The organism is Paenibacillus sp. PL91, from assembly GCF_012935325.2.
In the GTDB taxonomy this organism is placed as follows: Bacteria; Bacillota; Bacilli; order Paenibacillales; family Paenibacillaceae; genus Pristimantibacillus.
In genome coordinates, this window is the sequence record NZ_JABBYG020000002.1 from 281,946 (window position 1) to 305,099 (window position 23,154).

Consider the following 23,154-nt stretch of genomic DNA (forward strand, 5'->3'; position numbering starts at 1 on the left):
TAACAGCCCTGGGAAAGCCCTTCATCAATTATTTTTCAAAAAGCGCCCTCATAATGGTTGCATTCAACGACCGTCGCATCCATTCGGTTAATGGCTATAGCGATGACATCGAACCGAATGGCCATATTTGCATGTCCAGCGCTCCGCATATAAACCTGAGCCGTATTTCTCACCTGCTGCTGTTTTCGCCGATCTACCGATTCGGCTGCTGTGCCGAATCTCCCGCCTAACTTCCTTGTCCGAACCTCAACAAATACGAGCCTTCCTTCATGCTCCGCGATAATATCGATTTCCCCGCTGCGGCAGCGCCAATTGCGCTCGACAATGGAATAGCTTTTCTTAATCAAGTATTCGGATGCGGCCGCTTCGCCAATCATGCCAGTCTGCTTTCTGGTGTCTCGTTTCTCTTTCTCGGTATTTGTACGCTCGCGCTCGCTTTCGTGGTCAACCATTTTTCATATCCCTCGCTTTACGGTCTGAGCGGTAGACGAAGCTTAATATTTCTGCAACGAGCGTATAGAGCTCAGGCGGAATCTCCTGATCGATATCAAGCTTCGAGAGCACTTCGACAAGCGAAGAGTCCTCTTGAACTGGAATGCCGTTTTCCTTCGCTTTCTCCAGTATAAGATCGGCCATATGCCCTTTTCCCTTGGCGACCATAACCGGTGCTGTACGTTCGCCAGGCTCGTATTTTAATGCTACTGCCTTCTTGATTTTTGATTTGGGCAGATCATTCGCTGAATCGCTGCTCATATGCGGTAATCGACTCCTTTGTAGCGATTCGAGGAAAAAGCGGTCATATCCGGCACTTGCAGGCTCGTTGCTGCAGCTGCCGCCTCCTCTGGCGCCTGAGCGCCAGCTTTTGGCAAAGGCGTAGTGCGCAGTGAAAGCAGCTGAAAGCCGGCTTGCTGAAGGCTGCTGGCAATTTCGCTTCGGGAAGATTCAGCCAGCATGGAAATGGCAGGATGATCATTCCATAAATTCAAGCTAACGATTTTGTCCATCACATTAACGTCAACCATCGTGTCTCCTAGCGTATTCATAGACAAATTGAACAGCAGCCTGCAGTTGGCAGAGTCCAGTTCTCCCTTTCGTCCTCTTCTCGTCTGAATATGAACCGAAGCGGTCTGTTTGCCATCCGGACTGTTAAGCGGAATAAACATCGTTACATGGGTTAGCACGGAGCTATTTCGCTCTGGGGTCAGCAAAAGCTGTTGTCCCGTAATTTGCTGAACGAGCTGCTGTGCGGTTTCTTTAATGGCAGGCGGCGTTTGATCGGAAGATACTAATGCAAGCAGCGCGCTTTTTAGGGACTCCTGCTGTGCAGGCATTGCATGATCTGTTACGGGAATACCGTCAGCAATTGAAGAAATGATGGCTGCTGCTGCTCGCTCGACATTATGCTTCGTATCATGGAGTCTAATCTGCAGCGGCTCATCCAGATCATCCGTGCTTCCTTGAGGAGGCGCGCTCGTTTGAGGCGTCTCCTTGCTGCTCATTTCAACGGTTTGACCTGAATGCAGGGCGGGCTGAGGCACAGCACCAGCCGCAGGCTTTGCAGCAGCTGCAGTATCAGCTGCTTGAGATGGCTGCGGTGCTATTGCCGTCTGACTCGCGGACGTTTCATTCCCCGCAATAAATGTCTTAGCTAGCTGCTGCTCGTGGTCCACACCCATCCACTTCATCATTTGTCCGAGCCAATTCGGCTGAGCCGCAGCGGATCTGCCCGCTTGTGATACCGGTTGATCTGCCGTCCCCTCATCGTTTGATGCAAGGCCGCTTGCAGTGGACTGCCCTTGTGTCAGCTCAGTTCTAACCATTTGGGCAGGCGGCGCTTTTACAGCTGCAGCCTCTTTCGTTCCGATTCCTGCCGTTCTAGCCGACTCGCTCTCATTTGAAACGACGCGCAGCAATTCCATGCCTTCTGTCAGCAGCGCTTGCACCTTTGCGACTGCTTGAGTTAATGGCTTCGCATCCCCCGAACCGTCATTCGAATCGCTGCTTGTAAGGGCCGCAAGCTGCTGCTGCATGGTTTCCAGCAGCTCATGCGCGCTGCGTCCGAACATAACCTGCTGCATAGCTGCTACGGTAGCACCTGTCATTGGCAAGCCCCGTTTAAACGTAGCCGCGGCGGCCTGCATCCATTGCTCCGCATCCCCTCCAGCCGGCATCGCGGCTGCGGCTTGCTGGAAGGCTTGCGCCACCTCGCGGTTTAGAATAACGCCTTCTTTTCGCAAATCCTTTACAATATGCGCCGCCCATTTCTGCTCGGGCAATGCGAGCTGCTTAGCCCATTCCTTGAATGTATCCTCCGGCAGCCCCACCGCACCGGGCTCAACCTGCTTTAACGTCACGAGCGCACCGCTTGATTGCGGTTGTACCTGAAGCATTGCGGTTTGCCCCACTTGAAGGGGGGCCTCCAGCTTCGCTCGCACCTGCACGCCGTTAATTTGAACGAGCGCCTCATTATTTTCCATCACCTGCAGGATGACGCCGCGCACCACTTGTCCCACCTTAAGCTCCATGGCCCGCGTATCCGTGCCAGACGCTTCTCCTAGGAAGCTTCGCATCATTTGACTAATATTCATCTGTTCATTCGCCTCCGCTGCGCTAGCGCCTATCTGCGCGTTTCTACGCACACGCTTATCGTTCTACTTTCTATGGTCACACGACACCATTAAACCTATAAACCATATATCGGTCACAATGCGTCCAGCATGAAGCGGTAACACCCAAAAACATGTTTCTAAACGAAAAAACGCCTGATCAACAAACGAAGCGTTCCTCTGCCTCGTACCATTAATCAAGCGTCATGCTTGTTTATTATTCAAAAGCTATTTCATTAAAAGAGCACTAGCTGCTCCTCTGTAAACAAGTTGCCTAGAAACGATCTGCGATGCAAAGGGCTTGGCCCTTTCTCTAGCAATCGCTCGCGGTGAAGCTTCGTCGCGTAGCCTTTATGTATAGCGAGCCCATACTCTGGATACTCCTGCTCCCATTGTCCCGCGCAGAGCCGATCACGAGTGACCTTGGCGACGATCGAAGCAGCCGCGATGGACTGGCTCGTGGCATCACCTTTGATAATCGACAGCTGAGGCAGTGATACGTCCACCTTCTCCGCGTCGATAAGCAAATAATCGGAAGGAATCTGCAAGGATTCCACTGCAAGCTTCATCGCAAGCCTAGCAGCCTGCTTTATATTGATACGGTCAATCGTTTCCGCGTCAACACGTGCAGCAGACCAAGCCACGCATTCTTGTAAAATAATTTCATATAGCTGATCCCGCTTCTTCTCGGACAGCTTCTTGGAATCATTGACTCCTTCAATCACGAGTCCTGGCGGCAAAATTACAGCTGCTGCCACCACATCTCCAAACAAGCAGCCGCGTCCTACCTCATCCACTCCGGCAATCGCCTTGTAGCCATCTTGCCATAACGACTGTTCATGTTGCAGCACGTTACGTTCCCCCGTTTCACATCAATAAGGTGGAGCTTCCAGCGTGATGCGTCCAAGCTTTCCTGCACGCAAATCACGTAAAATGATGCCTGACGTCTTCTCCAAATCGACGCGTCCGCCGCTTAGCAGACAGCCTCTCCGACGTCCGATATCCTCCATTACTCGTACGATCTCATCCGAATCGGATGTATCCTTTGGAGGCGTATCAAGCTCATAACGCTCCTTCATGTTAGGCCAGTACCGATCTAACAGCTCACGCATCGCAAAAAAGGCGATATCGTCAACGTTCAAAATTTGCTCACGTATTGCTCCTGTCATTGCAAGGCGGTAGCCGACCAGCTCATCTTCAAACTTCGGCCACAAAATACCCGGCGTATCAAGCAGCTCCATTTCTGTTCCGATCTTAATCCACTGCTGACCTTTTGTTACCCCTGGGCGGTCGCCGGTTAAAGCAATCGCACGTCCAGCCAGCTTATTGATCAGCGTAGACTTTCCGACATTCGGTATGCCGACGATAAGTCCGCGAATAGCGCGCGGATTTATCCCTTTGGCGATTTGACGCGCTATTTTGTCATGCAAAATCTGCTTCGCCTTAAGCGGAACCTCATTGACACGCGTTCCCGTCGAGGAATCGATCGCAATCGATTCATGGCCTTCGCTGCGGAAATAAGCCATCCATTGCTCGGTCGTCTTCGGGTCAGCCAAATCGGATTTGTTCAAGACGATCAGTCTTGGCTTGCCGTTCAAAATTTCCTCTATCATCGGATTGCGGCTCGAAAGCGGTACCCGAGCATCCAATAGTTCGATGGCAAGATCGATTAGTTTGAGCTTTTCTTGTATTTCCCGCTTTGCTCGGGTCATATGACCCGGAAACCATTGAATGGCCATTTACTCACCTCATTTTGTCCAGTGCTTTATAAACTCTAGCTTGTCCAATGGCCAAAAAATAATATCGGCGCGGCCAACAATTTCTTTATCGGTTACAAAGCCGATTACGCGGCTATCTGTGCTGTCGCTGCGATTATCGCCAAGCGCGAAAATCATGCCTTCCGGAACCGTCATTTCAGGCACATCGGCATTCGGGAAGTTTGGTCCGCCGCCATTGTACAACTCACCATTGGCATGCGCTTTTTCAATCGCTTCCTTAATATAAGGCTCTTCGATTTTTTTGTCATTGATATAAAGGTCATCGCCTTCTACTTTAATCGAGTCGCCAGGTACGCCAATAACCCTTTTAATGAATTTCCGGCCCTGCTCCGGAACGTCAAATACAACTACCTCACCAAACTTTGGCTCGCTGAACGTATACAGTATTTTATTTACAATTAGACGCTCACCTGTCTCGAAGTTAGGCTGCATAGAAGGGCCGTCAACGATAAATGGTGAAAATAAAAATTGGCGAATAAGAAATACGAGAACGACCGCAATGACTAAAGCTTTGATCCATTCTACGATTTCCTTGTAAGCACCGCCCTGCTTGCCTGAGCCGGATGCATGGGCCACGGCACGGTCTGGTAATTTTTGCTGAAAGTCTGTATGGTTTGGCGTATCTTTCAATTCATTATCATTACCGTTGTCCAGCCCGTCATTACGCTGCTGTGAGTCCACTTTTGTTCGCCTTCTTCCCATATGCTGTAATATGTAAATGACCTTTGTGAAAAAACGAAAAGGAGCTTGTTTGCGCAAGCCCCTCTTGTCGTTTGTTCTTAACGAATTTCTTTAATACGAGCAGCTTTTCCGCGAAGACTACGTAGGTAGTACAATTTCGCGCGACGTACTTTACCACGGCGAGCCACTTCGATTTTTTCGATTTTAGGCGAGTTAAGCGGGAAAGTTCTTTCCACACCAACACCGTAGGAAATTTTACGCACTGTAAAAGTTTCGCTGATTCCACCGCCGCGACGTTTGATTACAACGCCTTCGAACAATTGGATACGCTCACGAGTTCCCTCGATAACTTTTACATGAACTTTTAGCGTGTCACCAGGACGAAAGTTCGGTAGACCTTGGCGCAGGTTTTCTTGCGCAATAGTTTGCAAAAGATTCATTTGATTCACTCCTTCCACCATAGACGTTCTTATAAGCTCACCGAATTCCTCTGAACCGGTTCATCGCTGATAGCGGACCGTCCGACTTTACGAACAACATTAGAAATTTTACCACAGCCAGCCCAATAATACAATATGCTTTTTTTATTCATTATTCATGTATACTAAATAATGACATACACCGACAAGAAGAGGTGGATTATTTGATTCCTTTTACAAAGCGTTATTTTACCATAAAAAAAGGGGGGATTGTTGCTGTACTTTTATTTTTAGCCCTTTCAACGCCAGCTCGCGCAGTCGCCGAATCCATCGTATTCAAAGACACAAAGGAACATTGGGCCGGCTCTTACATATCATGGGCGATTGAACAAAAGCTAACGCAAGGGTATGGCGACGGCTCCTTTAAGCCCAACAAGCTTGTTAATGAAGCGGAATTTCTAGCTATGCTGCTCCGGGCATATGGCCTTGTTGACGAATCGCCCTCAAGCGGCAGTTCATGGTTTGAGCCTTATTATGATTATGCCAATCGTCTCGGGTGGCCGATAAGCGCAGCGCAGCAAAACGGCGAATTTCGACGCGGACAGGCTGCATTGCTACTTGCTTCTGCAGCGAGCGGCAAAGCATTCACGGAGCAAAGCGCTGTTCAATGGCTGCTGAATGAGAAAATATCCAATGGCCGAACATCCGCCACCGTAAGCGGCTTTATCCCAGACGGCAAGCTTACACGTGCAGAGGCGCTAACCTTCTTCTACAATCTCAAGCAGCATTCAAGCACGCTATCTGAAGCGAAAATCCCAAAATTGGTTAACTCGCTTGGAGGAATCGCTCTAAACGACACGCTACAGAAGCTCCAAAATTCGCTTGGAAAACCTGCACGCATCGATCCTAGCGAATACGGCTTTTCCTGGCATGTCTATAACAGCAGCTATAATCATTACATGATGTTTGGCGTTCAAAATGACCGTATTACGGCGCTCTTCTCAAATGACAGCGAAAGCTGGGTGAGTTCAACCGGGATCCAAATCGGCCAAACGATCACAGCAGTTAAAAAGCTCATTACTCACGGTACAAACGCCGAAGCAAATGAAAACTATTATGCCTTTACAACCGGCAGCGAACGTACGACCCTTTTCATCGACCGACAAAACGGCAACAAAATTGCCGGCATGATGCGGATGAGTCAGGCCGCTTCCAAACCAATAAAATCATCTTATTCAAGCAAGCTTGCAGCAGCCTTTGAATGGCAGCTATTTGATTTGGCAAATGCGGAACGTGCTGTTCGCGGCATCCCTATCTTGGAGTGGGACAAGCTCGCTGCCGCCTCTGCCCATAGCCATAGCGGCGATATGAGTAATCGTAGCTTTTTTAATCACACGAATCCGGACGGTTCTTCTCCCTTCGATCGCATGAAGGCCAAGGGCGTCAAGTACCACTCAGCAGCTGAAAATATAGCTGCCGGGTACCAAAACAGCATTTTTACGCACTACGGGTGGATTAACTCCAAAGATGGGCATCGTGAAACGCTGCTTGACCGCAAGCTTACTCGGCTTGGCACAGGCGTTGCCATAGGAGGAAGCTATAATGTCTATTATACCCAAAATTTTTACACCCCATAATCTCTCACTTCTATAGTAAAAAAGTAGAAAGCCGCAACGGATTCCGTTGCGGCTTTGTTACATTCCTAGGCTGCACTTATTTGCCATCTTTATTGGGCCCCTGCTTCAGCTGTGCAGCGATCCATTTCCGTTCCTTATCCGTGAGCGCTGCGCTCTTCAGCAGGTCAGGACGGCGCTGCAGCGTGCGCAGCAGCGATTGCTCGCGCCGCCATACCTCAATATTCGCATGATGGCCGGAAATAAGAACATCCGGCACCTCCCAGCCGCGAAACTCGGCAGGACGCGTATAATGCGGATGCTCGAGCAAGCCCGTGCTGTAAGAGTCTGTTACCGCAGAAGTCTCGTTGCCCAACACGCCCGGAAGCAGTCTCACAACGCTATCGATAAGCACCATCGCCGGTATTTCCCCGCCAGTTAGAACGTAGTCGCCGATCGACAGCTCGTCCGTCACGAGATGCTCGCGAATACGCTCGTCATAGCCTTCATAGTGACCGCATATGAGCACCAGATGCTGCTCCTTTGCAAGCTCCTCTGCCTTTTGCTGCGTAAACTGAGCACCCTGCGGGCACAGCAAGATGACGCGAGGCTTAATATTTTCATCCAGCTTAAGATCTTCAACGGCTGCAAATACCGGCTCTGGCTTGAGCACCATGCCGCCTCCGCCGCCGTATGGATAATCGTCCACCGTATTATGCTTATTGCCCGAATAGGCTCTAAAGTTGATCGCTTGCGGGACAACAATCCCTTTTTCCTTTGCTTTTCCAAGAATGCTCGCGTTAAACACACCGTCGAACATTTCCGGAAACAACGTTAGCACATCTATTTTCATCGGTTAAATCAATCCTTCCATCAACCGGACCGTCACGATTTTCTCTTTCGTATTCACGCTGATCAAGACTTCATCGATGACAGGCAATAGCAGTTGCTTCCCTGAGCCCTTCGGACGATCAACCACCCACACATCATTGGCGCCGGGACTTAATATCTCCGAAATGGTTCCCAGCTCCTCGCCTTCTTCTGTAACGACGCGGCAGCCAATGATTTCGTGGTAATAATATTCACCCTCGTCCAAATCGACCAAATTAGCTTCGGACACCTTGAGCACCCAGCCCTTGTATTTCTCTACTTGATTAATGTCAGTGAATCCTTCAAGCTTCAGTATGTATACGTTTTTGTTCTCACGAGCGCTAACGACCTTCACTTCAAGCGTTGCTCCGCTTTCCTCGTTCAGCATGAGCAGCTTGCTTCCCGCTGCGAATCGAACATCCGCGAAATCCGTTTGCGATAGTATTTTCAGCTCTCCACGAATGCCGTGGGTGTTAACAACCTTCCCGACTGTAAACCATTTTTCGCTCATTACAACCAGCCCTTCATATGTGTATCTTCCTATTATACATGCAAAAACGGCTTCGTTCCACGTTGGAGAACGAAGCCGTTTGGATATGCGTAGTATCTAGAATTAACTGCATTAAAAAAAGGCTAGGACATGCATCCTAACCTTCTCTCTCCAATACGTGCATCATGACATAATGTCAACGATGACGCGCTTTTGCGATTTGACGGAAGCAGAAGTCACTACCGTACGCATCGCTTTCGCAATGCGTCCCTGTTTACCGATGATTTTACCGATATCCTCGGGATGAACCGAAAGCTCGTATATCGTGCCACGGTCATCATCCCTCACATTGATTTGCACCTGATCAGGATGATCAACCAATGCCTTCGCTATGACAAGAATCAATTCTTTCATCTCAAGGCCCTCCGCTGTTCAACAGTTATTTCTGTTGCTTAAGCTCATGGAACTTTTTAAGAACACCTGCTTTGGAAAGCAAGTCACGAACTGTATCAGAAGCTTGCGCTCCTGTTTGCAGCCATTTCAACGCTTTCTCTTCATCGATCTTAACTTGAGCCGGTTGTGCAACCGGGTTATAAGTGCCGATCTCTTCGATAAAACGTCCGTCACGCGGCGAACGGGAATCCGATACTACTACGCGGTAGAAAGGAGCTTTGTGAGCACCAATTCTTTTCAAACGAATACGTACTGCCATGAAAATTCACCTCCTTCAAAGAGTAAACTGCGATTAAAACGGGAACTTCATATTTTTGCCGAGCATGCCCTTCAGGCCTTTCTTGCCGCCCTTCGGACCTTTCGGCCCCATCATCGATGAGAATTGCTTCATCATTTTCTTCATGTCGTCAAACTGCTTAATGAGGCGGTTAACCTCGACGATCGTCGTGCCGCTGCCAGCAGCTACACGTTTGCGACGGCTGTGATTAAGCAGCTCGGGCTTTTGCTTCTCCTCTTTCGTCATGGAGCGGACAATCGCCTCAACTCGGCCGATTTGCTTCTCATCGACCTTCATATCCTTCATGCCCTTCATCTTGTTCATGCCGGGCAGCATATCCATAATTTGATCAAGCGGTCCAAGATTGCGAACCTGCTCCATCTGCTCAAGGAAATCGTCGAACGTAAATTCTGCTGTACGCATTTTACGTTCCATTTCCTTCGCTTTCTCCGCATCGATGTTCGACTGTGCCTTCTCGATCAGGGAGAGCATGTCGCCCATGCCTAGAATTCGGGAAGCCATGCGCTCCGGATGGAACGGCTCCAAGGAGTCGATCTTCTCGCCCATCGCCGCGAATTTAATCGGGCAGCCTGTTACAGCTTTAACCGATAGCGCCGCGCCACCGCGAGTATCGCCATCAAGCTTCGTTAGTACAACACCCGTTAAAGCGAGCTGTTCGTGGAAGCTTTGTGCTACGTTAACCGCATCTTGCCCCGTCATTGCATCGACGACTAGCAACACTTCGTCCGGCTTCGTAACCTGATGAATTTGCTTGAGCTCTTCCATTAACTCTTCGTCGATATGCAAGCGGCCCGCGGTATCGATAATGACATAATCGTTGCCGTTCTCTTTGGCATGCTGGAGTCCTGCTCGCGCAATCTCTACAGGCGATGTCTGATCGCCCAAGGAGAAGACCGGCGCATTGATTTGTTCACCAAGCACCTGCAGCTGCTTGATCGCGGCGGGACGATAAATATCACACGCGATAAGAAGCGGTTTATTGTTGCTCTTCTGAAGCAGCTTAGCCAGCTTTCCTGTCGTCGTTGTTTTACCGGCACCCTGCAAGCCCGCCATCATAATGACCGTTGGCGGCTTGTTGGCCTTCGCAAGCTTGCTCTGTGTGCCGCCCATAAGCTCGGTCAGCTCTTTATTTACAATATCGATGACGACCATGCCGGGTGTAAAGCTCTTTGACACATCGAGGCCGATAGCCCGTTCCTTCACTTTCGCGATAAAGTCCTTCACGACCTTGAAGTTAACGTCCGCCTCCAGTAGCGCCAATCGCACCTCGCGCATTGCTTCGCTGACATCTTCCTCAGAAACCTTGCCTTTGCCCCTCAGCTTGCTGAACACATTTTGAAGCCGACTTGATAAGCTCTCAAATGCTGCCATGTACCGTCACCCCCACTCTTCATGTTATTAGTCGTTTAATTGAAATTGTGCAATAACACTCATGAGCGCCTGCCTGTCCTGCTCGGCAATCGATAGCTCATTTACGCTGTTCACGAGCTGCACCGTTAATTGTTGGAGTGATTCATGCCTCACAAGCAAGCCAAGCTTGCTTTCATAGCTTTCGAGCATCTGCTCGGCACGCTTGATATGCTCATATACCGCTTGCCGGCTAATGCCGAACTCGGCTGAAATCTCCCCAAGGGAGAAGTCATCGTGAAAATAATATTTGAGAAACGTCCGCTGCTTCTCAGTCAAGAGCGGCTCGTAAAAGTCGAACAACAAGTTTATTCGGGTCGTTTTGGATAAGGCATCTGGTTCATTTGCTTTCATCCCGTCAGCCCCTCCTGTTATTAAGCTTGTGTCACCGACATGGTAAACACCTTTACACCTGACAACGTTTATTATCATACATGACGCCATAGGCAGCTGTCAAGCATTTCCCCTTGTCACCTTTACAAGCAGCTATGACTGACTCTTAATAGGACTCAAACACAGCTTATTCCGCTGTTTTCTCCTCATCCTGCGTTTCCTCGCGCTGGATTAATCCAGCGAACAGCGCGTGAATGAATTGCTCCGAATCGAACTGCTGCAGGTCGCCCATCTTCTCGCCAAGCCCAACGAGCTTAACAGGCAAGCTGAGCTCATTGCGAATCGCGATAACGATGCCGCCCTTAGCTGTACCATCCAGCTTTGTCAGCACTAGGCCGGTAACGCCGCTCTTCTCTCCGAACAGCTTCGCTTGGCTAAGCGCGTTTTGACCTGTCGTAGCATCAAGGACGAGCAATACCTCATGCGGAGCATCGGGCAGCTCGCGCTGAATGACGCGAAAAATTTTGTTCAGCTCTTCCATCAAATTCGTTTTATTTTGCAGTCTTCCAGCCGTATCGCATAGAAGAACATCTACGCCGCGCTGCTTGGCAGCTTGGACGGCATCGAACATCACGGCTGCCGGGTCTGATCCCGACTGCTGCTTAATCACATCAACGCCTACGCGCTGGCCCCATACTTCAAGCTGCTCGATCGCTCCTGCACGGAACGTATCGCCCGCTGCCAGCAGCACGCTTTTGCCTTCGCTCTTGAACTTATGCGCCAGCTTTCCGATTGTTGTCGTTTTGCCGACGCCGTTAACGCCCACGAACAAAATAACGGTAATGCCGCTTGACGCCATGCGCAAACCGGAATGATCGTCACCCTTCATAAGCTGAATCAGCTTCTCGGATAAAACAGGCTGCAAGTCTGCAGCGTCCTCGATTTTGCGCTTCTTCACCTCGACGCGAAGCTCGTCAATCAGCTGCATGACGGTGTTAACGCCAACGTCCGCGCCAATTAGAATTTCTTCAAGCTCCTCGTAAAATTGCTCATCGATCTTTTTCCGGCGCGTAATAAGCTCCTCGACCTTCTCTACGAACGCCGTGCGCGTCTTCGACAAGCCCTCTTTGAAAATATTTGTCACCGCTTCGGTTTTCGTTGCGATGCTTTCCTTCAGCTTCTTAAAAAAGCTCATCGTTTCAGCTCCCTATCCTCACATTGCCGGTTTGTCTTTTTTTATGCGGATACCGGCTCTTCCTCATCCTCCAAGCGTACGGAAACCAGCTTCGATACGCCGCCTTCTTCCATCGTAACGCCGTACAGTACATCTGCTTCCTCCATCGTGCCTTTACGATGCGTAACGACGATAAACTGCGTAAGCTCCGAGAATTCGCGCAAATATTGAGCGAATCGCGACACGTTAGCCTCATCAAGCGCGGCCTCAACCTCATCGAGCACGCAGAATGGCACGGGCTTCACCTGCAATATCGCAAAAAGCAATGCAATTGCCGTCAATGCGCGCTCTCCACCTGAGAGAAGCTGCAGGTTTTGCAGCTTTTTGCCTGGCGGCTGCGCAACGATATCAATACCGGTATCAAGCACGCGGTCCGGCTCAACGAGCACTAGATCAGCCCTGCCTCCGCCGAACAGCTTCGCGAATACGACGACAAAATGGCCGCGAATCGCCTCAAAAGTCGCTTTAAACCGCTTCGACATCTCATCGTCCATCTCACGGATGACTTGGTATAGCGTCGTTTTCGCGTCAATCAGATCATTTTTCTGTTCCGACAAAAACTCAAAACGTTCGCTGACTCGCTCATATTCCTCAATAGCGCCGAGGTTAACCTCGCCTAGCGACGTTATTTGGCGCTTAATATCTCGAACCTCGTTTTGCGTTCCAAGAACATCCTCCGGCACGGGATACTGCTCCTTAGCCAGCTCATAGCTCAGCTCGTATTCCTCGCTAAGCTTGCGAAGCAAATTGTCAAGCTCAACGTCCAGACGGTTAGCAGCGATTTCGGTTTGCCTCATTTGCTCTTCAACCTGTCTTAGCTGAGCGCGCTGCTCCTTCGTCTCACTTTCGCCCAAATCGAGCTCGGCAATACGCTGTGCACGCGCGGATCGCTTCAGATCCGTCTGCTCCGCGCATTCTTGCTTCTTAATGCGGAGGTGATTGAGCTGTTCAATTTGCTGAACCGTCTCATTCGCATGTCTCGCAATCTCTTCCTCTTGCTGGACAGATAGCGAGCGCAGCCCTTCCAGCTCCTGCTTCGCCCTTTGAATATCAGCGCGAACGCGCGCCGATTGGTCCTCGAACGAAAGCTTTTCCTGATCCGTCTTAGCTGCTGCGATCTTAATATCGGTAAGCTGTCCCTGCAGCTCTTCCTTAGCGGATTCGCTCGCTTTGCGGCGCTCCTCCGCCATGCGGATCGCTTCCTGCAGCCTTGCTTCATCTACTACAAGCTGCTCTAGCCGCAGCTCTGCCGAAGCTGCCGCAGCCTGAACATCCTTTTGCTCGGTTAAATGCGTATTGCGGTCCGCCGAATATAGCTGCCGCTGCTCATCCAAATGCTTTGCTTCATTGTGCAGCTGCTGAAGCTCGGCTCTGATTTGCTGCTCCTCAATGCGGCTTTTCTCGCCTTCAGCGCGCAGCTCCTCAATGTTATGCGTGCGTATCGAATGCTCCTTGCGCAGATCGCTTAGCTTGCTGCGAAGCTGCTCCGCCATCCTTGTTGCATCGGCAATTTCTTTATCAAGCGAATCGATCTGGCGTTGACGGCCAAGCAAGCTGGCGCCTTTCTTCTGCAAGCTGCCGCCCGTCATCGATCCGCCTGCATTGACGATATCGCCCTCAAGCGTAACGACGCGGTAGCGGTATTGACATTTCGATGCGATCCGATTCGCTTGCTCTAGCGTTTCTGCAAGCAGCACGTTGCCAAGCAAATTGTTGACGATTGCAGCATAGCGTGAATCCGAGCTGACCAAATCAGCCGCAACGCCGACGAAGCCTTCTACAGACTCCGCAGTCCGTTTGTCATGCTCAGGCACTTGCCTGCCGCGAATGACGTCAAGCGGAAGGAAGGTTGCCCGCCCTAGCTGGCGCTGCTTCAGAAAGGCGATCGCGGTACGGGCCGTTTTCTCATCCTCCATGACGATATGCTGCAAGGCGCCGCCAAGCGCCGTCTCAACAGCTGTCTCAATCCGTTCGGGCACTCGTACAAGCTCTGCTACAGCTCCATGAACGCCACTGATGCCTCCATTGCCGCGCCTTGAAGCTTTGAGCACCTCTTTAACGCCCTGCATGAATCCGTCCAGCGCATCCTGCATTTCCTTCATCGTATCGCGCCTCGAAACATGGCTGTCGAGCTTTTGCTCCCACTTTCGAATCGCAAGCGTAACCTCTTCCAAGCTTTGCGAGATCGCTCTGGTTTGCTCGGACTCGGAAAGCGTCTTGCTCCTTGCCTGCTCAAGCCGCGCAAGCGTAGACTCCAGCGCCTCCGCAAGCTCCGAGCGCCTTTCATCCAGTTTCTCCTGCTGCTCCAGCCATTTTGTCTCGTCCTCGCTAATTCGCTCCATACGACGCTGCAGTGTTTCCTGCTGCTGTGCCGCGTAACGAATTTCATTGCGATGCTGCGCCATTGCGCTGAGTACCTCAAGCAGCTCGCTCTTAAGCGTCTCCTCTGCATCAGCAACCGCGCCGCCTGCAACGCCGAGCAAACGAGCTTCCTCTTCGGAGATTTTCGCGCGAAGATCAGCAAGCTGAAGCTGGAGCGCAGCTGCACGGCTGCGGAATTCCGCTTCCTCCTGCGTCATCGTGCCAATTCTGGCATCCTGCGCCGCTATGGATTCCTCCAGCTGCCGCTTATTCTGCTCCAAATTGCGTTTGCGTTCTTTCAAAACCTCGCCGTAGCCTTCACATTTCTCAAAATCCTCGCTGATCTGCAGCATCGATTCATGAAGCTGATCAAGCGCCTGCTCAAGCTCCCGCAGCTGCTGGCGATCCTTCTCCAAATGCGCATCATGCTTGCTGACTACGGTGGATAGCTGCAGCTGCTCCTGCGTCAAGCGCTCCAGCTTGCCGTTCGCTTCCGTCCATGTGCCGTGGATCTGTTCAATGTTATGTACGTACATGGAAATTTCTTTGGTTTTGAGCTGCTCCTTAAGCGCCTTGAAGTGAATAGCCTTCTCGGACTGCTTGCGCAGCGGACCAACTTGATCCTCAAGCTCTGTTACAAGATCATGAATGCGGAGCAAGTTCGTCTCGGTTTCATCGAGCTTCCTCTGCGCCTCGCGTTTGCGCGACTTGTATTTGACGATGCCGGAGGCTTCCTCAAAAATACCGCGGCGGTCCTCCGAGCGCGTACTCAAAATTTCTTCAATTCGGCCTTGTCCAATGATGGAATAAGCCTCTTTACCGATACCGGTATCCATAAATAGCTCGGTAATATCTTTTAGCCTGCATGGCTGCTTGTTAATCAAATATTCGCTATCGCCGCTCCGGTGTACACGCCGCGTTACGGTAACCTCGTTATACTCGAGAGGCAGCGCACCGTCTCCGTTATCGAGGGTGAGCGAAACTTCGCTGTAATTAACCGCTTTGCGGGCGTCGCTTCCGGCAAAAATAATGTCTTCCATCTTGCCGCCGCGCAAACTTTTTGCGCTTTGCTCCCCCAGCACCCATCGAATACCGTCCGAAATGTTGCTTTTGCCGCTGCCGTTTGGCCCTACCACCGCAGTGATCCCGGTTACAAACTCCATTTCCGTTCGATCGGCGAAAGACTTAAAGCCTGATAATTCAATCCGTTTCAGAAACATGTCTTGGTTTTCACCTCACCCCTCATTGTACCACAACTTCTAGGCCTTGATAACCATTTCAGCCGTTAAAACAGCCTCGCCCCAATCAGAATTCACCGTGAATTCGCAATATTCGTTCAATCTTCTTTCTATAAAAAAAGAAAGCGCCCAGAGGGCCGTATGGCCTGTTCTGGACACTCTCTTCGCATACTAGACTTGCTCCTGGGAAAGCGTACGCCATGCTTCTGCCGCAGCTCGCTGCTCCGCTTCCTTCTTCGTTCTCCCGCTTCCAACGCCAAAGCGTTCTTCCCCGAGATATACCTCAACGACAAATTCACGGTCATGCGCAGGTCCACGTTCCTCAATGATGCGATATTCAACAGCGCCAAGCCCATGATGCTGCGAGCGCTCCTGGAGCTTCGACTTGGAATCCTTTACGAGCAGGCCATAATCGTTAGACTCAACGAATGGAAACATATGCTCATTCAGAAATGCCCTCGTTTGCTCAATACCCGCATCAAGGAAGATCGCGCCGACAAAAGACTCAAACAAGTCGGCAAGCAGCGCCTGACGCTGCCTGCCGCCTAGCTGCTCTTCGCCGCGTCCAAGCAGCACGTGAGAGCCGAGCTCTAAACGTTCCGCGAACTGTGCCAATGATGGCTCGCAGACGATGGATGCACGCATTCTCGTCAGCTCGCCTTCCGGGCGCTGCGGATAGGTCGCGAACAAATATTCCGATACAAGAAGCTGAAGCACGGCATCACCCAAAAACTCCAAACGCTCATTGTCCTGAGCAGAACCGCGCTTGTGTTCATTCACATAAGAGGTGTGGGTAAAGGCCTGTCTCAGCAGTTTCGTCCGCTTAAAACTGAGCTGCAGCCGCTGCTGCAGTTCATAAAAGGAATCACGCTTCATAAACTTTCATCACGATCGATGCATTGTGGCCGCCAAAGCCAAACGAGTTAGACAATGCTGTCTTCACATTTGCTTCCCGCGGTTTGTTCGGAACGTAATCAAGGTCGCACTCTGGATCCTGATTGTCCAAATTAATGGTCGGAGCAATGATGCCGTTTTTAAGTGTAAGCCCGAGAATAACAGCTTCAACGCCACCAGCAGCACCAAGCAAATGGCCTGTCATCGATTTTGTCGAGCTAACCGCTACTTTATATGCATGATCTCCGAGCGCTTTCTTAATTGCCTTCGTCTCCGAACGATCGCCAACCGGAGTCGATGTGCCGTGCGCATTGATGTAATCGATCTCTGAAGGCTCGATTCCAGCATCCTTTAGCGCCTTCACCATACAGCGAGCAGCGCCATCAGGATCAGGCTCAGTCATATGATGAGCGTCGCCGCTCATGCCGTAGCCAATGACCTCTGCGTAAATTTTCGCTCCGCGTGCTTGCGCATGCTCAAGCGATTCCAGAACCAATACGCCAGCGCCTTCTCCCATAACGAAGCCATCGCGGTCCGTATCGAACGGACGGCTTGCCTTCTCCGGCTCGTCATTGCGAATAGACATCGCGCGCATCGAGCAAAAGCCTGCCATACCCGTCGGCCTAATTGTCGCTTCCGCACCGCCTGCGATCATCACGTCGGCATCGCCGCGCTGAATCAGCTTGAACGAATCGCCGATCGAATGCGTTCCAGTGGCACAAGCTGTAACAGCCGTGCTGTTAGGGCCTTTTGCGCCTGTAAGCATCGACACCTGGCCAGAAGCCATGTTCGCGATCATCATTGGAATAAAGAACGGGCTGACGCGCTTAGGACCCTTCTCCAGCAAAATGTTGTGCTGATCTTCCCATGTGCCAAGTCCGCCGATTCCGGAGCCAACCATCACGCCAACGCGCTCAGCGTCTGCATTTTGACCAATTTGCAAATCTGCATCTTTTACAGCTAGTTGACTAGCTACTGCTGCAAATTGTACGAAGCGGTCCATTCTGCGTGCTTCTTTTTTATCCAAACCGTAATCTTCGGGATTGAAATTTTTAATTTCAGCGGCAATACGTGTTGGGTATTCAGAGAAATCGAAAGCCTCAACAACCGATACCCCTGATTTACCTTCTAGCAAGTTACTCCAAAATTGCTCCAAATCGGAACCAAGCGAAGTAATAACCCCCATACCCGTAACGACAACTCTTTGCTTCATTCGATTCACCTCTATGTCCTGCAATATAGATGAGCATGCTGCATCATCTTGTCAAATATTAGTCGATGTTAACGTGATGCGTATACCCTGCTTATATTTCTCGGTAAATCCAAGCTATGCCGTTCGTGAACGGAGTGAGCCTTTACACTCGAAATATAAGGAGGTATAAAGTCGATGTGTATATCAAGCTATAACGCAGTGCATAATCGTAAATATTTAAAATCGCCTAGATGGAGAGAAGTCCCGTTTGTTAATAAACGGGACTTGTCCAACTTACGTATGAGATTGTATGTATTTAACTACTTCTCCCACAGTGGTGATTGTCTCAGCATCTTCATCAGAAATTTCCATATCAAACTCGTCTTCTAGCTCCATGACCAATTCAACGACATCAAGAGAGTCAGCGCCGAGGTCATCTTTAAATGAAGCTTCTAGTGTAACTTCCGCTTCGTCTACGCCTAGTCGGTCGATGACGATACGTTTTACGCGATCTACTACTTCGGACATCCGGTTCACCTCCTCCATGGTATTATACGAGAATTAAAGATAAAATGCCATACGTAACCGTTTTAATTCCGTTTAACGAAATTATTTGGTGCTACATATACATGCCGCCGTCCACATGAATCGTCTGTCCAGTCATATAGGCTGAAGCATCCGAAGCAAGAAAACGGACCGCATTTGCGATGTCGCTCGGATCGCCGAGACGGGCAAGCGGAATTTGGCCAGACAATGATTGGCGCATTTCTTCCGGAAGCTTATCCGTCATTTCGGTTTGAATAAATCCAGGGGCGACGCAGTTAACGGTAATGCCGCGTGAAGCAAGCTCGCGAGCACTAGCCTTCGTCAGGCCAATTACACCAGCTTTCGCTGCAACGTAGTTGGCTTGCCCCGGGTTTCCGAGCACACCAACGACTGAAGAAATGTTAATGATGCGGCCGGAACGCTGCTTCATCATCGAACGAGTGACCGCCTTAATGCCATTGAAAACGCCCTTGAGGTTCGTTTCAATGACTTGGTCGAACTCGTCCTCCTTCATGCGCATGATTAAATTATCTCTAGTAATACCCGCATTATTCACCAAAATGTCTACAGCTCCGAATTGCTCGATGACTTCCTTGACCATCGCTTCAAACTCGTCTACTTTGCCGACATTAGCTTTGATGACTAATGCGCGTCTACCAAGCGCTTCAACGGCTTGTGCCGTTTCAGCTGCCGCAGCCTCGCTGCCGGAGTAGTTAATCGCTACATCTGCGCCTGCCTCGGCAAGTGCAATGGCAATCGATCTGCCTATTCCGCGCGACGCTCCGGTTACGAGCGCTTTCTTCCCTTCCAAGCTGGCAAACATGCTATCCCTCCACCCTAATGATCAATCACCTACAGCGCTTCAAGCGCAGAGATGCTGTTTATCGAAATGACACGAACGTTTTTGTCGATCTTCTTGATCAAGCCGGCAAGCACCGTGCCAGATCCGATTTCTACAAACGTATCCACGCCTTGCTCGATCAAATAGCGCACGCTATCCTCCCAAAGCACGGGAGAATAAACCTGCTCTACAAGCAATGAACGAATCTCATCTGCTGCTGTAGCTACCCTAGCTGTTACATTAGCCACAACAGGAACAGACGCATCCTTCATATTAATCGTTGCGAGCGTCTCTTGAAGATTAGCAGCGGCAGGCTTCATGAGCGAAGAATGGAAAGGACCGCTCACTTCAAGCGGAATGACCCGCTTCGCGCCTGCTTCCTCCTTGCCGCGTTCTACCACCGCTTGAACGCCTGCAGCCGTGCCTGATACTACGATTTGGCCCGGGCAGTTCACATTGGCCAGCTCGACAGCAGATCCTTCGGCCGTAATAGCCGCGCATAGCGCTGCGAGCGTCTCGCGCTCGGCGCCAAGCACTGCCGCCATTGCGCCAAGGCCGCTCGGAACGGCTTGCTCCATAAATTGTCCGCGCGCGCGAACCGTACGGACGGCGTCCTCGAAAGACAATACGCCTGCTGCGACAAGAGCGCTGTATTCGCCTAAGCTGTGGCCCGCAACATAATCAGGCTTCAAGCCGCGTCCCTCCAGCGCTTTAAGTAGAGCAACGCTGACGGCAAGCAATGCAGGCTGGGTGTTGGCTGTTTGCTTAAGCGCATCATCAGGTCCTTCAAATATAATGCTGCTTAGGGAGAAGCCCAGCGCTTCATCCGCTTGCTCAAAAATCGACCGTGAACGATCAAATGCTTCATACACATCTTTGCCCATACCGACAGCCTGAGCACCTTGTCCTGGAAAAACAAATGCTGTTTTACTCAAAGTGTTTCCCCCTTGCGCATTCCAATAACCTATCCCACATGAGTAGCGGTTAAGCTTGATAGCGCGTTGTAATGTAAGCCGAGCGTAAGAGGAAAGCTTATCACGGCTTATTTTATAGAAATAACTTACGAAAGTACAAATACTACCAGACCAGCACCGAAGCGCCCCAAGTCAAGCCGCCGCCAAAACCAACGAGCACGAGCTTGTCGCCTTCATTCAAACGGCCCTGCTCCACCGCTTCGGCAAGCGCAACCGGAATGGAAGCAGAGGACATGTTGCCGTATTTATCAAGATTTATCATCGCTTTATCCTCTGACAGGTTAAGACGATTCAATGCAGATTGAATAATGCGAATGTTCGCTTGGTGCGGCACAAGAAGATCGATATCTTCCTTCTCAAGCCCTGCCTTCTGCAAGGCTTCTTCAGCCACGCTTCCCATAATTCGAACGGCAAACTTGAAAACATCATTGCCGGCCATGTGAATGTAGTGCTGCTTCGTCAGTATGCTCTCTTCCGTCGCCGGAATGCGTGAGCCTCCACCTGATACCTTCAGCAATTCTCCGCCGCTGCCGTCTGCGCCGAGCTGGAACGACCGGAAGCCGCGCCCCTCTTCAACCTGTCCGAGAACAACAGCGCCTGCTCCGTCTCCAAACAAAATACATGTATTGCGGTCTGTGTAATCCGTAATGCGGGACAGCGTCTCCGCGCCTACGACAAGCACATGCTTGTACATGCCGCTAGCTACCATGCTCGATCCAGTCGCCAGTCCGTAAATAAAACCTGAGCAAGCAGCAGACAAATCGAATGCGGCAGCTTTTTTGGCGCCTAGCTTATCTTGAAGCAAGCATGCTGTCGATGGAAAAAACATATCCGGAGTAATCGTAGCAACAATAATAAGATCAATATCTTCCGGCGTCAAACCAGCCGCAGCGATCGCTTTAAGCGAAGCATGCAGCGCGAGGTCTGACGTTGCTTCCTGAGCGGACGCAAGGCGTCGTTCTTTGATGCCCGTGCGCGTAACGATCCACTCGTCGTTCGTTTCTACCATAGCTTCTAGCTCTTTATTTGTTAAAATGCGTTCTGGAACATATTTGCCTGTTCCGATTATGCCTACAGGATGTAAACTCATTTCGCACTCTCACTTCCCGTTTATTTCTGCTGCAATGGTTTCGATCAATTGACCTTGGATAGCGCTGCGCGCCTGCCTTACGGCGTTCTTAACAGCGAGAGCGTCCGATGAGCCGTGGCATTTCACGACGAGGCCGTTTAGGCCAAGCAATGGAGCGCCGCCATGCTCTTTGTAGTCCATTCTTTTCTTCAATGAACGCAAATTCGGCATCATGATCGCCGCTGCAAGTTTTGTCAATAACGACTTACCGAAAGCATCCTTAAGCGATGTGAAAATCGTACCCGCCGCGCCTTCCATCGCTTTCAGCATAATATTGCCGGCAAAGCCGTCGCAAACAAGCACATCACAATTGCGGTTGAGAACATCCCTAGCCTCGACATTCCCGATAAAATGAATCGGAGCCTGTTGGAGCAAAGCGTATGCCGCTTTGGACATCTCGTTTCCCTTCATCGCTTCGGTACCGACGTTCAAAAGGCCAACCCTCGGCTTCTCTAGGCCGTGTACTTTAGCACGGTAGATGCTGCCCATAATCGCATATTGGAGCAAATGCTCCGGCTTTGCGTCCATGTTCGCACCCAAATCCAGCGTCAATATGCCGACATCGTCCATCGTTGGCATCATAGGCGCAAGCGCCGGCCGCTCAATGCCATCCATTCTTCCTACAACGAGAAGCCCCGTCGCCATCAGAGCGCCAGTATTGCCTGCAGAGAGCATAGCATCCGCTTGCTTCTCGCGAACGAGCTGCCCGGCAACAACCATGGACGCCCCTTTCTTGCGGCGCACCGCTTTAACTGGCTCGTCATCGGCTCCAATAACTTCATCCGCATGACATATAGTAACGTTAGAGGGCTTCTGCCCTTTCATGAGCGGTTCAATTACTGACGTTTCACCGACAAGCAGCAGCTCCGTATCCGGCCACTGCGCCGCCGCGTCAAGCGCGCCCTGCACAATTAAGCTTGGTGCGTTATCCCCGCCCATAGCATCAATAGCGATCCGCACGTTCGTCGCCTCCTTCAGTATCTGTGTCTCCCGCGGACCGAAAAATTACAAAGTTACCTTGGAACACCATTTCATCTCCAACATACGTAAACAGTTCCACCTTCGCCTTGCTCCGCTCGCCCGAGATGGAACGAACATAAGCCTTGGCAATACATTTCTCCCCAAGCTTAACGGGGCGAATGAATCTGATGTCCGCTGTTACGGTTAGTGCAATTTCATCATCTATAATAGCAACTGCAAGTGAATTCGCTTGAGCAAATACGTGATGGCCCCTTGCGATTCCGGTCCTGGAGAATACATGCTCCTCGCGAATCTCGAACACCGAGATGCCGCTCTTGTCCAATTCCAGATCGACAATGTCACCGATTACCTCATGCAATGGCAACGATCGAACCGAATCATAGGAACGTTCAGCCATCAGCTTAAGTCTTTCTCTAAGCTCCGGAATGCCAAGCTCCATTCGGTCAAGCCGAATCGTTTGGATGCTTACTTTCAGCAGTCGCGTGAGTTCCCGATCAGTTATAAAAGGATTTTCATCAATGTGTCGGGCAAGCTGCTGATGCCGCTGCCGTTTGGGCATTCGTTCGATGTTCGGCACCACCTTTTACCGTGTAATGACATAAACGATTCTAATTGCGCATAAGCCGTTTAAGGCACCAGCACGATTAGTATATGTATGCTGCTTGATATTATCACCTGGTACTAATTAAGTATATAAAAAAATACGCGAGAGCGCAATGTAGCATGAAAATATAAGACTTTTAGCGCATTCTATAATTAGAACTACGCCTCCTTACAGCAAAAAATAGCACCTCATCACTGATGAAGTGCTATTTC

Annotated in this window: 24 protein-coding genes; 1 reads left to right on the forward strand and 23 read right to left on the reverse strand. The window is 50.5% G+C overall.

What is annotated here, in order from left to right; genetic code table 11:
- Positions 1-35 precede the first annotated feature (35 nt).
- From HI950_RS06590 to rplS, 7 genes are all read right to left on the reverse strand, one after another.
- Positions 36-452, reverse strand: coding sequence for a YraN family protein (locus tag HI950_RS06590; protein WP_169083095.1), 417 nt, complete (start codon positions 450-452; stop codon positions 36-38).
- A complete protein-coding gene (locus HI950_RS06595; RefSeq protein ID WP_169083096.1) occupies positions 445-753 on the reverse strand; it encodes an EscU/YscU/HrcU family type III secretion system export apparatus switch protein in 309 nt (102 codons plus the stop codon). The genes HI950_RS06590 and HI950_RS06595 overlap by 8 nt, the downstream gene beginning before the upstream one ends.
- Positions 750-2,588 carry a hypothetical protein gene (locus HI950_RS06600; RefSeq protein ID WP_169083097.1) on the reverse strand — a complete coding sequence of 613 codons (1,839 nt, stop codon included), beginning with the start codon at positions 2,586-2,588 and terminating at the stop codon, positions 750-752. The genes HI950_RS06595 and HI950_RS06600 overlap by 4 nt, the downstream gene beginning before the upstream one ends.
- A gap of 254 nt (positions 2,589-2,842) precedes the next feature.
- On the reverse strand, positions 2,843-3,457 hold the full coding sequence (locus HI950_RS06605; protein WP_169083098.1) for a ribonuclease HII: 615 nt from the start codon (positions 3,455-3,457) through the stop codon (positions 2,843-2,845).
- Between the two features lie 21 nt (positions 3,458-3,478).
- Positions 3,479-4,345 (reverse strand): ribosome biogenesis GTPase YlqF, encoded by an 867-nt coding sequence (gene ylqF / locus HI950_RS06610; protein ID WP_169083099.1) that lies wholly within the window; start codon positions 4,343-4,345, stop codon positions 3,479-3,481.
- A gap of 9 nt (positions 4,346-4,354) precedes the next feature.
- The gene (gene lepB, locus HI950_RS06615) at positions 4,355-4,960 is read right to left on the reverse strand and encodes a signal peptidase I (protein WP_317618319.1); all 606 of its coding nucleotides are present in this window, start codon (positions 4,958-4,960) and stop codon (positions 4,355-4,357) included.
- Between the two features lie 203 nt (positions 4,961-5,163).
- Entirely contained in the window at positions 5,164-5,505 is a 342-nt protein-coding gene (rplS, locus tag HI950_RS06620) for a 50S ribosomal protein L19 (protein ID WP_053375699.1), read from the reverse strand.
- Between the two features lie 203 nt (positions 5,506-5,708).
- On the opposite strand from rplS, the gene HI950_RS06625 reads away from it, so the two are divergent.
- Positions 5,709-7,121: a CAP-associated domain-containing protein gene (locus HI950_RS06625; protein ID WP_169083100.1), complete on the forward strand. Its 1,413-nt coding sequence runs from the start codon at positions 5,709-5,711 to the stop codon at positions 7,119-7,121.
- Positions 7,122-7,197: 76 nt separating this feature from the next.
- Here HI950_RS06625 and trmD read toward each other — a convergent pair whose 3' ends face one another.
- The 16 genes from trmD to fapR form a co-directional block, all read right to left on the reverse strand.
- Positions 7,198-7,950, reverse strand: a complete 753-nt coding sequence (gene trmD / locus HI950_RS06630) for a tRNA (guanosine(37)-N1)-methyltransferase TrmD (protein WP_169083101.1) — start codon at positions 7,948-7,950, stop codon at positions 7,198-7,200.
- 3 nt (positions 7,951-7,953) lie between these two features.
- Positions 7,954-8,478, reverse strand: a complete 525-nt coding sequence (gene rimM, locus HI950_RS06635) for a ribosome maturation factor RimM (protein WP_169083102.1) — start codon at positions 8,476-8,478, stop codon at positions 7,954-7,956.
- A 162-nt stretch (positions 8,479-8,640) separates the two neighbouring features.
- Entirely contained in the window at positions 8,641-8,871 is a 231-nt protein-coding gene (locus tag HI950_RS06640) for a KH domain-containing protein (RefSeq protein WP_169083103.1), read from the reverse strand.
- 25 nt (positions 8,872-8,896) lie between these two features.
- Complete coding sequence (gene rpsP, locus HI950_RS06645; RefSeq protein WP_053375694.1) at positions 8,897-9,169, reverse strand: 30S ribosomal protein S16; 273 nt, start codon at positions 9,167-9,169, stop codon at positions 8,897-8,899.
- A 33-nt stretch (positions 9,170-9,202) separates the two neighbouring features.
- Complete coding sequence (ffh, locus tag HI950_RS06650) at positions 9,203-10,579, reverse strand: signal recognition particle protein (protein WP_169083104.1); 1,377 nt, start codon at positions 10,577-10,579, stop codon at positions 9,203-9,205.
- A 27-nt stretch (positions 10,580-10,606) separates the two neighbouring features.
- Positions 10,607-10,969 (reverse strand): putative DNA-binding protein, encoded by a 363-nt coding sequence (locus HI950_RS06655; protein ID WP_169083105.1) that lies wholly within the window; start codon positions 10,967-10,969, stop codon positions 10,607-10,609.
- Positions 10,970-11,135: 166 nt separating this feature from the next.
- Positions 11,136-12,143 (reverse strand): signal recognition particle-docking protein FtsY, encoded by a 1,008-nt coding sequence (ftsY, locus tag HI950_RS06660; protein ID WP_169083106.1) that lies wholly within the window; start codon positions 12,141-12,143, stop codon positions 11,136-11,138.
- Positions 12,144-12,184: 41 nt separating this feature from the next.
- Positions 12,185-15,763 (reverse strand): chromosome segregation protein SMC, encoded by a 3,579-nt coding sequence (gene smc, locus HI950_RS06665; RefSeq protein ID WP_169083107.1) that lies wholly within the window; start codon positions 15,761-15,763, stop codon positions 12,185-12,187.
- A gap of 189 nt (positions 15,764-15,952) precedes the next feature.
- Complete coding sequence (rnc, locus tag HI950_RS06670; protein WP_053375688.1) at positions 15,953-16,657, reverse strand: ribonuclease III; 705 nt, start codon at positions 16,655-16,657, stop codon at positions 15,953-15,955.
- Positions 16,647-17,888 carry a beta-ketoacyl-ACP synthase II gene (fabF, locus tag HI950_RS06675; RefSeq protein WP_169083108.1) on the reverse strand — a complete coding sequence of 414 codons (1,242 nt, stop codon included), beginning with the start codon at positions 17,886-17,888 and terminating at the stop codon, positions 16,647-16,649. The genes rnc and fabF overlap by 11 nt, the downstream gene beginning before the upstream one ends.
- Before the next feature lie 273 nt (positions 17,889-18,161).
- Positions 18,162-18,395 (reverse strand): acyl carrier protein, encoded by a 234-nt coding sequence (locus HI950_RS06680; RefSeq protein ID WP_053375686.1) that lies wholly within the window; start codon positions 18,393-18,395, stop codon positions 18,162-18,164.
- Positions 18,396-18,486: 91 nt separating this feature from the next.
- Positions 18,487-19,236 carry a 3-oxoacyl-[acyl-carrier-protein] reductase gene (gene fabG, locus HI950_RS06685; protein ID WP_053375685.1) on the reverse strand — a complete coding sequence of 250 codons (750 nt, stop codon included), beginning with the start codon at positions 19,234-19,236 and terminating at the stop codon, positions 18,487-18,489.
- A 29-nt stretch (positions 19,237-19,265) separates the two neighbouring features.
- Entirely contained in the window at positions 19,266-20,189 is a 924-nt protein-coding gene (gene fabD, locus HI950_RS06690) for an ACP S-malonyltransferase (RefSeq protein ID WP_169083109.1), read from the reverse strand.
- Between the two features lie 142 nt (positions 20,190-20,331).
- On the reverse strand, positions 20,332-21,318 hold the full coding sequence (locus tag HI950_RS06695) for a beta-ketoacyl-ACP synthase III (RefSeq protein WP_169083110.1): 987 nt from the start codon (positions 21,316-21,318) through the stop codon (positions 20,332-20,334).
- A gap of 9 nt (positions 21,319-21,327) precedes the next feature.
- Positions 21,328-22,317, reverse strand: a complete 990-nt coding sequence (gene plsX, locus HI950_RS06700) for a phosphate acyltransferase PlsX (protein ID WP_169083111.1) — start codon at positions 22,315-22,317, stop codon at positions 21,328-21,330.
- The gene (gene fapR, locus HI950_RS06705; protein ID WP_053375681.1) at positions 22,301-22,897 is read right to left on the reverse strand and encodes a transcription factor FapR; all 597 of its coding nucleotides are present in this window, start codon (positions 22,895-22,897) and stop codon (positions 22,301-22,303) included. Before fapR ends, plsX begins: the two co-directional genes overlap by 17 nt.
- Between the last annotated feature and the right edge of the window lie 257 nt (positions 22,898-23,154).